The sequence below is a fragment of the Nocardioides sp. NBC_00368 genome, from assembly GCF_036090055.1.
Taxonomy (GTDB): Bacteria; Actinomycetota; Actinomycetes; order Propionibacteriales; family Nocardioidaceae; genus Nocardioides.
Genome location: NZ_CP107970.1, coordinates 4,008,530 through 4,019,607 on the forward strand (window position 1 = coordinate 4,008,530; position 11,078 = coordinate 4,019,607).

Annotated in this window: 17 protein-coding genes; 2 read left to right on the forward strand and 15 right to left on the reverse strand. The window is 60.8% G+C overall.

Translation table 11 applies throughout. From position 1 onward, the window contains the following. Positions 1-93 precede the first annotated feature (93 nt). Positions 94-534, forward strand: coding sequence for a DUF3592 domain-containing protein (locus tag OG984_RS19105; RefSeq protein WP_328527790.1), 441 nt, complete (start codon positions 94-96; stop codon positions 532-534). Positions 535-556: 22 nt separating this feature from the next. Further along, a complete protein-coding gene (locus tag OG984_RS19110) occupies positions 557-1,012 on the forward strand; it encodes a DUF3592 domain-containing protein (protein ID WP_328527791.1) in 456 nt (151 codons plus the stop codon). Between the two features lie 39 nt (positions 1,013-1,051). Here the strand turns inward: OG984_RS19110 and OG984_RS19115 are convergent, their stop codons facing one another. The 15 genes from OG984_RS19115 to OG984_RS19185 all read right to left on the reverse strand — a co-directional run bounded on the left by OG984_RS19115 (position 1,052) and on the right by OG984_RS19185 (position 11,045). Next, complete coding sequence (locus OG984_RS19115) at positions 1,052-1,648, reverse strand: protein TPRXL (protein ID WP_328532373.1); 597 nt, start codon at positions 1,646-1,648, stop codon at positions 1,052-1,054. 34 nt (positions 1,649-1,682) lie between these two features. Then, positions 1,683-2,408: a hypothetical protein gene (locus OG984_RS19120; protein ID WP_328527792.1), complete on the reverse strand. Its 726-nt coding sequence runs from the start codon at positions 2,406-2,408 to the stop codon at positions 1,683-1,685. Further along, on the reverse strand, positions 2,401-3,033 hold the full coding sequence (locus OG984_RS19125; protein WP_328527793.1) for a hypothetical protein: 633 nt from the start codon (positions 3,031-3,033) through the stop codon (positions 2,401-2,403). The genes OG984_RS19120 and OG984_RS19125 overlap by 8 nt, the downstream gene beginning before the upstream one ends. Before the next feature lie 62 nt (positions 3,034-3,095). After that, positions 3,096-4,187, reverse strand: coding sequence for a hypothetical protein (locus OG984_RS19130; protein ID WP_328527794.1), 1,092 nt, complete (start codon positions 4,185-4,187; stop codon positions 3,096-3,098). Positions 4,188-4,270: 83 nt separating this feature from the next. Beyond that, a complete protein-coding gene (locus OG984_RS19135; protein WP_328527795.1) occupies positions 4,271-4,567 on the reverse strand; it encodes a flagellar protein FlgN in 297 nt (98 codons plus the stop codon). 107 nt (positions 4,568-4,674) lie between these two features. Beyond that, positions 4,675-4,962: a WXG100 family type VII secretion target gene (locus OG984_RS19140; protein WP_008356172.1), complete on the reverse strand. Its 288-nt coding sequence runs from the start codon at positions 4,960-4,962 to the stop codon at positions 4,675-4,677. Positions 4,963-5,296: 334 nt separating this feature from the next. Beyond that, positions 5,297-5,584 carry a WXG100 family type VII secretion target gene (locus tag OG984_RS19145; RefSeq protein WP_008356172.1) on the reverse strand — a complete coding sequence of 96 codons (288 nt, stop codon included), beginning with the start codon at positions 5,582-5,584 and terminating at the stop codon, positions 5,297-5,299. A gap of 345 nt (positions 5,585-5,929) precedes the next feature. Beyond that, positions 5,930-6,265: a hypothetical protein gene (locus tag OG984_RS19150; protein WP_328527796.1), complete on the reverse strand. Its 336-nt coding sequence runs from the start codon at positions 6,263-6,265 to the stop codon at positions 5,930-5,932. A 124-nt stretch (positions 6,266-6,389) separates the two neighbouring features. Then, positions 6,390-7,118 carry a hypothetical protein gene (locus OG984_RS19155; RefSeq protein WP_328527797.1) on the reverse strand — a complete coding sequence of 243 codons (729 nt, stop codon included), beginning with the start codon at positions 7,116-7,118 and terminating at the stop codon, positions 6,390-6,392. Between the two features lie 15 nt (positions 7,119-7,133). Next, positions 7,134-7,718, reverse strand: coding sequence for a protein TPRXL (locus OG984_RS19160; RefSeq protein ID WP_328527798.1), 585 nt, complete (start codon positions 7,716-7,718; stop codon positions 7,134-7,136). A gap of 20 nt (positions 7,719-7,738) precedes the next feature. Next, the gene (locus tag OG984_RS19165; protein ID WP_328527799.1) at positions 7,739-8,383 is read right to left on the reverse strand and encodes a hypothetical protein; all 645 of its coding nucleotides are present in this window, start codon (positions 8,381-8,383) and stop codon (positions 7,739-7,741) included. 36 nt (positions 8,384-8,419) lie between these two features. Continuing rightward, positions 8,420-9,673 carry a hypothetical protein gene (locus OG984_RS19170; RefSeq protein ID WP_328527800.1) on the reverse strand — a complete coding sequence of 418 codons (1,254 nt, stop codon included), beginning with the start codon at positions 9,671-9,673 and terminating at the stop codon, positions 8,420-8,422. A gap of 41 nt (positions 9,674-9,714) precedes the next feature. Then, the gene (locus OG984_RS19175) at positions 9,715-10,014 is read right to left on the reverse strand and encodes a hypothetical protein (RefSeq protein ID WP_045548176.1); all 300 of its coding nucleotides are present in this window, start codon (positions 10,012-10,014) and stop codon (positions 9,715-9,717) included. Between the two features lie 122 nt (positions 10,015-10,136). Continuing rightward, positions 10,137-10,424, reverse strand: a complete 288-nt coding sequence (locus tag OG984_RS19180) for a WXG100 family type VII secretion target (RefSeq protein ID WP_008356172.1) — start codon at positions 10,422-10,424, stop codon at positions 10,137-10,139. Between the two features lie 333 nt (positions 10,425-10,757). Next, positions 10,758-11,045 (reverse strand): WXG100 family type VII secretion target, encoded by a 288-nt coding sequence (locus OG984_RS19185; protein WP_328527801.1) that lies wholly within the window; start codon positions 11,043-11,045, stop codon positions 10,758-10,760. Positions 11,046-11,078: the final 33 nt, after the last annotated feature.

Consider the following 11,078-nt stretch of genomic DNA (forward strand, 5'->3'; position numbering starts at 1 on the left):
AGGGTAGCGATCCCCTGCCGCGACCCGGCCCCGGCCCCAGCCGGTCGCCGCAGACTAAGGTGAAGCCCTCGACCTCGGGTAAGTGGAGCAATCATGAGCTTTGGCGCCGTCGCCGCCCTGCTGATCGGTATCGCGATGCTGATCCTCCCGGCGTGGCTGACGATTCATCTCGTACGCCGCCGGCGACGGCTGGCCACTTGGCCCCGGACGCAGGCGACCATTCACCACGTCTGGAAGAAGAAGCGCCCGTCATCGGCCACCGGTACGACCTCGACCGAGACGTCCGTCCATGCACGCTACGAATACCGTGACTCCGCCGGAATCCGGCACATCGGCGAGGTGGAACACCTGGCGAACCCGAAGGTCGGCGACATCGTCGAGGTCATCTACGACCCCGAGGAGCCGAGTTCGAGCGACACCGTCTACGGCGGCTCCGTCGTCGGACGCGTGATCAACTACGGCGCAACCTACATCGTCTTCGGCGGCATCGGGATCTTCCTGGTCCTCGCCTCCCTGGGCCTGATCTCGGCCTAGCGCAGAGAGGAACATCGCGAGCATGGGACTGGATGACGTCATCGGCCTGACCTTCTGCGTCATCGCCGGCATCGCGATCGGCGCGGCGGGCTACCTCAACTTCGGAGATGCTTGGCGAAGGGCCCTCAACAGTCGCGACTGGGCCCGGACGACCGCGCGCATCACCCGGGCTTGGAATGTGAATCTCGGTGGTGGACCCGGCACCACGAGATACAACGTCAACTACACGTTCACCGCTCCCGAGACCGGCGGCAGCTACTACGGCCACAGCGAGGGCGCTGCCCCGGACATGAAGACCGGGGACGACGTCGAAGTGATGTACGACCCGAAGGGGCCGTTCAACAACGAGCTGCCGCTGAACAGCTTCGAGCGGTGGTTCTACCCGATCGCGTTCGGCAGCCTCACCGTCGTCGGCGCGGTCTTCGTCATCGGAAGTCTGGCCGTCGCTGCGGTGATGGTGGCCGACCAGATCCGCTAGCGCACTTGCGGCCGTCGACAGCCTGTCAACGTTTCGCAGCTATGCCCGCGGCGGCGACCAGCGAAGCGACGAGGCGCACACGTCGAACGCCGTCTTCCAGCCGATGAACAACGGGTCTGTCGCCGACATCTCCACAGGACGCGCGACCGATGCCGTGAGCTGAAGACCGCGACGGTGCTTCGACCCAGGGATCGGGGTCACGTACACGATCGAGGTCATCACGATCGAGCCGCCCTGGAGATCCTTCGCCGACTCGCGCTCGAAGCGGATGAATCGCTTGTCGCCGAAGAGGGGCTTGGCGTCGTACGTCTGGATCGCGTGTGTCACATAGCCGTCGAGGCTCTCGCCGTTGGGCGCGCGCCGGATGGTGGCGAACATGGAACCCGGGATGTAGACGTCGCCGGTCGGCGCCGCCGTGGGCGCGAAGTAGGCGATCACGTTCTGCTGCTTCATGAGCGAGAACGCCTGATCCATCTGCATCCGAAGGTGCGCGTGCAGATCGGGCCGGTTGGCCTCCATGCAGCGCCGCTTGATCTCGGCGTCGATCGCTTCCCGGTCGGAGGCGTCCGGAACGTGGCGCTCCCAGCCATCGAGGAGCTTCAGGTGGAACTCCGGGTCCTTGGGCGCGCCCAGCATCTCCCTCAACGAACTTGCACTGTTCCCGGACATTTCAAGCCTTTCCGTCAGCACTAGCAGTCAGAGGACTACGGTCCAGTGCATCGAATTCGTCGTAAGAAACGATGGAACGCGAGCGAAGCGTGGTCAGTGCTTGACGCCTCAAGGCGAGAAGCGTGTCGATCTCGTCCGACGTCAACGCGTTGACGTCGACCGCCGGCGGCTTCTCCTTCGAGTAGAGCCGGAACTCCGCGACGATCACCGCGATGCCGAACACCAGCAGCAACAGCGGTGCGATCACGAGGGGAACGCGCGGATAGGCATCCGCGTCGCTCATGAAGATCAGGACCAGAAGCAGGACGGTCGAGACTAGTACGAAGACCGAGAACCCGAACAGGGATCGGTCCCACTGCCGGTGAGTCGACCGGACCCACGGCGCGAAGTGGTAGAGCAGGGCGAGGAAGCCGAGCGCGCAGCCGATGTAGACGCACGGGACCTCGAAGCCCGGCGAGAAGTCCTCGGAGAGTTTCCTAGTACCTCCGCCACTGGCAAAGATCGCCACGGAGAACAGCGGTCCGGCCAGACCGATGAGCGCGACCCAGAACATCAACTTCGCAGCAAGGTTCGCCGCACCCGAGCGGCGACGCTTCCTCTCAGCTGCTTCCAGCTCGATCTGCCCGTAGTCGAGAACGACTCGATTCAGCTCGTTGATGTCGAAGCGATCGAAGTTGCTGTGCACCGTTGCCCAGTTACCCGGATCAATCGCTGCCGCCTTAGGCATTGGAAAGGTGCTCCCATTCGTCAACGTGGTTTCGTGTGAGACCCGGAACCGGGCTGGCCTCGAAGGGACGACCGTCCGGGTCGAGGAGAGAAAGACTTGAGAGAATGACCGGCATCCGAGTGATCGTGAGCTGGAAGGCCAACGGCAGACCGGACTCCACGATCAGACCCACGCCACCGGTCTCGCCGCTGAAGGCATAGACCGCTGTGGACAGGTGCAGATCCTGTCCGTCGACGGTCTCGTCCCGCGATGCGACGCACTTGATGCCGGGGCCCATCGCCGCACCGATGCACTCATCGACGTCGAAACCCGACTTCTCCCAGGCCTTGACGTCCAGGTCGCCAGCCTCTGCAAGGACTACTCTGACGCGGCTGGCGATCGGGACCGTCATCGGCCAGTGAAGCATGGTGACCAGCCTGCCGGGCTCACCGATGCTGGCGAGGGAATCCGTCAGGATGCGGCGTACGTCCTCGTCGAACTGCCGGCTCGCGTTGCTGCCGAACCACTCCCGGACACGAGCGCACTCGGTCGACACCCACGCGTCGGCGCCCTGCCCCAGGTCGCTGGGAACAAATGTCCACTCGCGTTGTGGGTAGATTCCTTCAGCTCGCCACGTTCCGACCATGGTCGTCCTCCGATTTGATTACAAGCTCCGAGCAGCGCACGTCAGTATGGTCGATCGATCGCTCAGGCGAAGATGTCGCCGGCCGAGTCGGGCAGATCCTGGATCGTGTTCACAGTGCTGTAGAAGGAGTTGGTCTGCTTCGCCAACGCTCCCTGGATGTCGAGGCCAGCGGCCCACATCCTGCTGTACGAGCTGATGCGCGTGAAGTCGCCGACGTCGAGACCGGCGTGAAGGCTGGTCATGATGTCCGGAAAGGCCTTGAACTTGACGGCGTCCCCGACGCCACCCGCCGCCTTGTACCCAGCCGAGAACTTGGCGAACTTGGATGCGCCAGCGCCCAGATCAGTGATCGCATCGGCCATCTTTCCGAACTTGCCGAACGGCACGACGTCGAGAACAGCTAGCGTCAGGTCCAAGGCTGAGCACTTTCCGGCACAGAACTGGATGGTCTTCGCAAGAAGCACCAGAGCCGACACCGCCATCGCGATCGCCGCCAGCGGTCCCGCGATGAACAGGCTCGCCACGAAGAGCACCATTGCAACGATCTCCAGGACGGCGATGATGTCGTCGAGGACCTCCCAGAAGCCGTCCTCGATCTTCCCGGACATCTCGTTACCGATGCCGCTGACGGCAGCGTCGTACGCGTCTTCCCAGGAGTCGTAGTAGCCGTCCCAGGTCTCGGCGGCGTTCTCCCAGTCCTTGCGGGCCTGTTCCTTCGCCTCGGCAGCGTCTTCCTCCTGCTGCGCCTCCGGGCTGCCTTCCTTCGGGCCAGCGCCCGGAAGATGGTTCGGCGCACCTTCCATGCCGTCGTACTTGGCCCACAGGTCCTCGCAGGTGTCGACCTGTGACCTGATCAACGGCTGCCACTGTTGAAGCTCTTGGCCGTACTTCGCAATGATCGGGCCCACCGGCGTGTAGAGCGCGCTGGCCTCTTCGAGGGTCTTGTAGGAGTCGCCGATCTTGTCCTGAAGCTTCTCGACAGCCTTGCCGTCCATCTCGCCGTTGGCGAGATCGTGTTCCGAGATCTTCTTCAGCTCTTCGTAACAGGACTTCATCATCTCGCCCAGACGCTCGATGGCGTCGCCGCGCTCGATGATGCCCGAGGGGTTGCCCTCGACAGTCCTGATCTCTCTGCCCTTAGGTGATGAATCCATGGCTCATGTGCTCCTTCGTCGAGCCCGTCAAGTGTCCTGAACCGTCCGCCCCGCCGCAGCCACCGCGCTGCGGGTCGAACGTCCTACTTGGTCTGGAACTGGAGGGCAGTCTCGCTGTCCCAGTTCTCGAACCCGTCGACCACGCCTTTGACGTGCTCGTGGAGCTCCTTCAGGCTGTCCTTGAGCTCATCGCGCTTGTCGTCCCAGCGCTCCTCGAAGTCCTGTGCCTTGTCCCGGAGGTCGCCGCGGCCGTACGGATTGCCGATGTCCGCCTCGAGCTCCTCCGACTGGCTCGTCGCATTCTCGAACTCGCTGACAATCGAGTCCAGCTGTGTCGCGATCCTCGAGAGTGTCTCGATCTTGATCCTGACGTCCGCCACCGCAAGCTTCCCTTCGATCTTCCGCCATCTGCCCGGTCAACGTGCCGAAATGTCGCCTCGGGTGGGGCGACCGCGCATGCTCCGCCCCACCCAACCAAGCGAATAGATCAGCCGCCGGCGAGCTGGCTGTCCAGGTCCTGGATCGCCGTGGCCATGTCGCGCAGAGCCTGCGCCATGTCCTCGACACCAGCAATGGCGTCCTTCAGACCCGTGGTCATCTCGGTGTAGCCGTCCTGGAACTTGCCCGACGCCTTCTCCGTCTTGAACCCATCCTGGACCAACTCGTCCACATAGCCCTGGCACTCGTCCAGCGCGGACTCAATGGTGTCCTTGCCCTGGTCGAGCTTGTCGGCGGTGCCGGTCATCTCGTCGTATGTTGCCCCGAAGTCGCTCATCGATCATCGCCTTTCCCGCGATTCTGTCGAACGGCACATGGCAGCGCCGTTCGTCACCGTACCCAGCTCGTCACATGGTCGTGACGAGCTGACCCGACGAGCCGACACCATCTTCACGGACATGCTCCGAGATCCGGGTGTTCGACATCGTCACGGTCGTCCTACCCACTTCGTCGAGTTCTAAACATCTTCGAAAGTAAAGATTTCTGCTGACCTGGTTGAGAGGTCGCATCGCGCGGCGGGAGTCGACACCGCAGCACCTGCCGGAGACGCCCGAGACGGGCAGATGGTGGGCCCACAGGTGCGAGCCCACCATCCTGACGATCGCTGTGACTCAGCCGCCGGCGAGCTGCGAGTCGAGGTCCTGGATCGCGGTCGCCATGTCCCGCAGAGCCTGCGCCATGTCCTCGACACCAGCGATGGCGTCCTTCAGACCCGTGGTCATCTCGGTGTAGCCGTCCTGGAACTTACCGGACGCCTTCTCCGTCTTGAACCCGTCCTGAACCAGCTCATCCACGTAACCCTGGCACTCGTCCAGCGCGGACTCAATGGTGTCCTTGCCCTGGTCGAGCTTGTCGGCGGTGCCGGTCATCTCGTCGTATGTTGCCCCGAAGTCACTCATCGATCATTGCCTTTCCCGCGATTCCATTACACGGTGCCCGTTGGGCAGCCGCTGGTCACCGTAGGCCACGCCTCACAGGCTTGTGAAGCGTATTAACGGATTCGTTGCCATCTTCATATGCAGTTCTTGTTCTATCCGCCCCGCCACGGCCAGCGGTCGCCATCGCGGGCGTACCTGACACTCACCGATGCATCAACAACTGATGGCACGAGCGGCCGGAACCGAGGGCAGACTACATTCGCTCAGTGCACATCGCCCTCGCGACAAGAAGATGCGGCGCGCCACGGCGGCTCGCCACCGACGAGATCCCAATTCTGTAAGATCCGACGGGGCTTCGGAGAAGACTCAGAAGCCCGGAAACTCATCCGGGTCATCCCACGGAACTTCCGTGCCGTCATCGCGAACATAGTGCGACACCACCGCCCTCGCGGGTGCACTGATAGCACCACTCAACACATCCTGAATGCCACGAATGTACTCGTCGACGAGCTTTGCGTTGCGACGGCCGTCGATCAGGCCTCCAGCACCCTCCGGAAGACTCTGGACCGCAACGCTCACCGATGATCCCGAGCCATTCTCGACGGCGCGAATCATAATGAGCTTGGGCCACGAGAGCGCCTTGGTTCTCCGCCACAGGATCAGCGCGTGACCCTCATTGTGGGCAGCCTTGACCTCGCACATCTCATCATTCTGCGCAATACCAAGAGCTGCACGAAATACCATATCGGCAGATGCGCCGATCTCAGCGCTTCTGCCTCGTTCCGACCCCATACTGACTCCATTCGATGATTGGCATTTAGGTCATCTATACGCGACCTTGGGCGTCAAACTTGTGCCAAGTTCCGACACGCATCCGCTGCATCCTCCGCCGCTGATCCGGCGTCAAAACGACAAGCCCGCGCTCGACAAGAACGTCCACAACTTCTTCACGCGCCGCATCGTAGCGCCGTTGCTCCCTGCCCGACTTCGGACCCTCGCTGCTCTTGGCCCGGTTTGACGCCAGGTTCAGCAGGACAGTGGCGATCCCCAGGAATCCTGCGGCGGCGGCCAGCACTTCGAGCCATGATCCAGGGAGTTCACCGTCGTACGACAAACCAACAGCAAAGGTCGCGACGACGGAAACGATCACGACTATCCCGCCCAGAATTGACACCGTCGAACGAGACCGCGTGCTCCACCACGTACGAATCGACGTTACGGTCACCACGATGGATACAACGAACATGAAGATGGCAAGAGTCACGAGACCTTCCTGCATCCCACGGGAATCGACCATGGTTGCCCAAGCAACGAAAACTGCTCCGAGTGCAGGAGAAAGAAAAAACACCGAAAGCACTAGGCTCGTCAGAATCATGACCAGGCCTAGCAGCAGGTTTGGCCTACCCACCCCTTCTTCCGGCACAAGTCTCAGCGAAATGATCTCCCGCTCGAGGTCACCCCACTTCACAGGTGTCCCGATGTTGGCCGTCTTTGCCCACTCACGAGCGGATGGACCTTTTCTTGAAGATAGCACTTGGAGCCTTCCGTCGTTCAAAGGGCTGAGAATACGTCAAACCGTCGAGCGTGGCCAACTGAGCGTCGCAACGCATGAATCCAGTAAGACCCGCGTCGCGACTATCGGAGGCGAATCCGCCTCGATATCCAGAGTCCGCGCGAATCCCGCAACGAGTTGCAATGCCTCGCGCCGCTGCGTGCCTGGAACCGGAGTGAGATAGACCAGCGAGTGATTCACTACCGATTCTCCGCCGAGATCGACTACCCGCTCACGCTCGAAGCGTATCGTTCTAGGGTCGCCAAACAGCGGTTTTGCGCCGAACCTCTTGATTGCATCGTGGACCAGTTTGTCCAAGGGCTGCGCCGGCGATGCTGTACGAATTGACGCATTGATCGACGCTGGGATGATTGTGGAGCCGGGATCATCAACCGCCGGAGCGAAGAACGCGAAGACACCATTGGCCCGCATTCCTTCGAACGCCTTGTCAAACGTCACCTTGGCATCGGCGTAAAGATCTGGCCGATGCCCTTCCATAAATCGCTTCTTCATTCCGGCGAGCAGGATGTCGCGCCCTCCATCAATGTCGAAGCGCGACCAGCCACGCGGAAGTTGAATCGAGAAATCCACAGACTTACGCACGCCAAGCTCATCACGTAGATTCACTGCGCCGCCCCGATTTCCACGATCGGCCAAGACTCGTCGATCGGCGCGCCTGGCAGAAGGACCGACTCGAAGACTTTTCCGTCTTCACGAACCATTCGAAGGAGGTCTTTGAGGATAGACAGACCGCGAACGACCGATGCGGCAAGTTGCGGAATGCACTCATCCACGCCTAACAACAGAGAGACCTCACCATCAGTGAACAAGTAATTCACCGATTCCAGCAAGACAACTCCGCCGTCGAAGAGCAACTCATTGCGGGCGGACAACTGGACGCCTGGACCGATATGGTCAGCGTTGGCTGCGTGGAGGACTCCGCCCCACTTCGTAATATCCGGTAGAGACTCGGTTTCCACGACGTACAAGTGGCATGTCACTGCTGCGGCCGACATAACCGGCCATACCTGAAACATCGCGTATGCGTCGGACCGCTCTCGTTCATCGAGAGACATCTGCAAGAGTGCACGAATATCCTCCGACGTTGACGTCTCTCCGTCCCATCGCGGTGTACCAATGAGGTACCCAAGTGACTCCGAAGTACTTGCAATCCACTGTTCACGCTCAAGTGGCGTCAATCCTTCGGGGACGGGGATCCAACCCGGCACATCAAGGTCTTCAACCAGTTCTACTGTCCACTTTGCCATTTCGGCACCTCTGGATTTCTGTCGCAGTCAAACGGTCTAGAAGCTAACCCATGCAGGCATACCGGGAATCTTGACCTCAGGAATGTCGATCGGAATGGGGTCGAAATGATCAGTTCCCTGGGTGAGCTTGCCGGCATTTCCGACGGTGCCGAGAGTTGTTCCAATTTGCTGCATTCGGAACTCGAAGTTTGTTATTTTGCGGAATTCGCCCAGGCCCGCTTTCAGGCCCTGGTAGTTTCCGATGTACATCTTCAAGTTGTCGGTGCGGAAGTTTTTGGCGTTTTTGCCGATCAACTGCTCAAGCATTTCAGATCCGCTTCTGATTCCCAGGGCATCTTTAGCCCGAGCCGCCTTAGTCAGATCCCCGATGGGCCCCTTGGCCATCGCACCCCAAACCTTGGATCCTGCCTTTCCGACGTTGCTGCCCTCTCGAGCACCAATGTTGATCAGGTGCCCAAGCTTGGTCACATTGCTCAATTTTGTGACAGGAATGATGCCCAACGCGTCCAGGCCCAATTGGCCCAGACTCTGTTGTCCGTAGGCGAACTTGATGCAGGACAGACCGAACGCAAGCAGAGCGAGAATGGCGGCCAGTGCGCCAAGGCCGGTACAGAAGATCGCGACCACCGCAATAATCAGGGCTGCCCACGTCAGAACCTCATAGGCCGCGTTGATGAAGTCCCCGATGTTGTCCCAGGTGCTATCTTCGATAGCACCCGCGAGTCCGTCTGAGATGCCGTTAACGGCCTCATCGAAGCCGTCCTCCCACACGTCATACCAGGTGTCGAAGCGCTCGGCCTCGTCTTCCCAGTCGTCGTAGGCTGCTTTCTTGGCCTTGTTTTCGGCCGCCTCTTCCTTGTCGGTGTCACCGATGCCGAGGATGCCACCGTCATCCTCGGTCATGCTGTCGTCCTTGTCGCCCGGAAGAGCGTCGTAGGTGTCCCAGAGATCGCGGCAGGTCGAGGCTGATCTGTCGATGATCGGCTTGTAGGTCTCCAGCATCTCGCCGTACTTGACGATCACCGGACCTACCGGCTTGTAGAGATCGGCGGCCTCCTCGAGAACCTTGTAGGAGTCACCAATGGTTTCTTGGAGCTTCTCGATGGCCTTGCCCTGTTGCTCACCGCCGGCGAAGGTGTTTTCCTTGATGGTCCGCAGCGTGTCTGCAGCGGTGTCCATCTTCTTGCCAAGCTCTTCGATCTTGGTCCCACGCGCAATGATCCCCGATGGCGAGCCCTCGACCGTCTTGATCTCGCGCCCCTTCGGGGAATCCGGCATTCCACCGAACATGAGTTTTCCTTTCCGTCAGGAGCAATGAAGACTAAGAGGTTCTACTTCTTGGGCTGGAACTGAAGGGCAGTCTCGCTGTCCCAATCCTCGATCCCATCGATAACACCTTTGATGTGCTCACTGACCTTCTTCAAGCTGTCTTTGAGGTCGTTGCGCTTGTCGTCCCAGCGCTCTTCGAAGTCACACGCCTTGTCGCGCAGTTCACTCCTGTCGAACGGATCGCCGATGTCAGCCTCGAGGTCCTCCGAACTGTCGGTGGCGTTCTCGAACTCATCGACGATCGAGTCCAACGATCTCTTGACCGTCTCGAGTTCGGCGATCTTGATCAGAATGTCCGCCATGACACGCACCTTTCACGTGGTTGCAGAAGCGCGCCAGCGGGGATCGTCACCGTAGCGCGGGACCGAGAATGGAAGATGGTGGGCCGACAGACGCCAGCCCACCATCTGGCAAGCGTTGTAACTCAGCCGCCGGCGAGCTGGCTGTCCAGGTCCTGGATCGCCGTGGCCATGTCACGCAGAGCCTGCGCCATGTCCTCGACACCAGCAATGGCGTCCTTCAGACCCGTGGTCATCTCCGTGTAGCCGTCCTGGAACTTGCCCGACGCCTTCTCGGTCTTGAACCCGTCCTGGACGAGCTCGTCGACGTAGCCCTGGCACTCATCGAGGGCGGACTCGATCGTGTCCTTGCCCTGGTCGAGCTTGTCGGCGGTGCCGGTCATCTCGTCGTATGTTGCCCCGAAGTCACTCATCGATCATTGCCTTTCCCGCAATTTTCATTACACGACACCCGTTGCGGCGCCGTTCGTCACCATCACTCACGCATCACATGGTCGTGAAGCGTGATCCCGACGAGCCGACACCGTCATCCCGAGCGTGGTGGTCCGAGATTCGGGCGATCAACGTCGTCGCGGTACTCCTACCCGCTACGTCCAGTTCTAAACATCTCTGAAAGTAAAGTCTCTGCTGATCCTGTTTGGGAATCGCAGCAGCGCATCCGTGGGAGTCGACACCGCGGCATCTGGCCGAAACGGATGATGGTGGGCCCACAGATGCCGGCCCACCATCTTGACCAACGCCGCGGTTCAGCCGCCGGCGAGCTGCGAGTCCAGGTCCTGGATGGCCGTGGCCATGTCACGCAGAGCCTGCGCCATGTCCTCGACGCCAGCAATGGCCTCCTTGAGGCCAGTGGTCATCTCCTGGTAGCCGTCCTGGAACTTGCCCGACGCCTTCTCCGTCTTGAACCCGTCCTGAACCAGCTCGTCCACGTAGCCCTGGCACTCATCGAGGGCGGACTCGATCGTGTCCTTGCCCTGGTCGAGCTTGTCGGCGGTGCCGGTCATCTCGTCGTACGTTGCGCCGAAGTCACTCATCGGTTACTACCTTTCCCGGGATTTCATGAGGTG

What these genes read in the sequence shown, in the direction of transcription:
- OG984_RS19130 (WP_328527794.1), bottom strand. Translation starts at nt 4,187, where the DNA reads ATGGATTCATCACCTAAGGGCAGAGAGATCAGGACTGTCGAGGGCAAC.
- OG984_RS19185 (WP_328527801.1), bottom strand. Translation starts at nt 11,045, where the DNA reads ATGAGTGACTTCGGCGCAACGTACGACGAGATGACCGGCACCGCCGAC.
- OG984_RS19175 (WP_045548176.1), bottom strand. Translation starts at nt 10,014, where the DNA reads ATGGCGGACATTCTGATCAAGATCGCCGAACTCGAGACGGTCAAGAGA.
- OG984_RS19125 (WP_328527793.1), bottom strand. Translation starts at nt 3,033, where the DNA reads ATGGTCGGAACGTGGCGAGCTGAAGGAATCTACCCACAACGCGAGTGG.
- OG984_RS19165 (WP_328527799.1), bottom strand. Translation starts at nt 8,383, where the DNA reads ATGGCAAAGTGGACAGTAGAACTGGTTGAAGACCTTGATGTGCCGGGT.
- OG984_RS19115 (WP_328532373.1), bottom strand. Translation starts at nt 1,648, where the DNA reads ATGCTGGGCGCGCCCAAGGACCCGGAGTTCCACCTGAAGCTCCTCGAT.
- OG984_RS19140 (WP_008356172.1), bottom strand. Translation starts at nt 4,962, where the DNA reads ATGAGCGACTTCGGGGCAACATACGACGAGATGACCGGCACCGCCGAC.
- OG984_RS19150 (WP_328527796.1), bottom strand. Translation starts at nt 6,265, where the DNA reads ATGTGCGAGGTCAAGGCTGCCCACAATGAGGGTCACGCGCTGATCCTG.
- OG984_RS19110 (WP_328527791.1), top strand. Translation starts at nt 557, where the DNA reads ATGGGACTGGATGACGTCATCGGCCTGACCTTCTGCGTCATCGCCGGC.
- OG984_RS19180 (WP_008356172.1), bottom strand. Translation starts at nt 10,424, where the DNA reads ATGAGTGACTTCGGGGCAACATACGACGAGATGACCGGCACCGCCGAC.
- OG984_RS19120 (WP_328527792.1), bottom strand. Translation starts at nt 2,408, where the DNA reads ATGCCTAAGGCGGCAGCGATTGATCCGGGTAACTGGGCAACGGTGCAC.
- OG984_RS19145 (WP_008356172.1), bottom strand. Translation starts at nt 5,584, where the DNA reads ATGAGTGACTTCGGGGCAACATACGACGAGATGACCGGCACCGCCGAC.
- OG984_RS19105 (WP_328527790.1), top strand. Translation starts at nt 94, where the DNA reads ATGAGCTTTGGCGCCGTCGCCGCCCTGCTGATCGGTATCGCGATGCTG.
- OG984_RS19170 (WP_328527800.1), bottom strand. Translation starts at nt 9,673, where the DNA reads ATGTTCGGTGGAATGCCGGATTCCCCGAAGGGGCGCGAGATCAAGACG.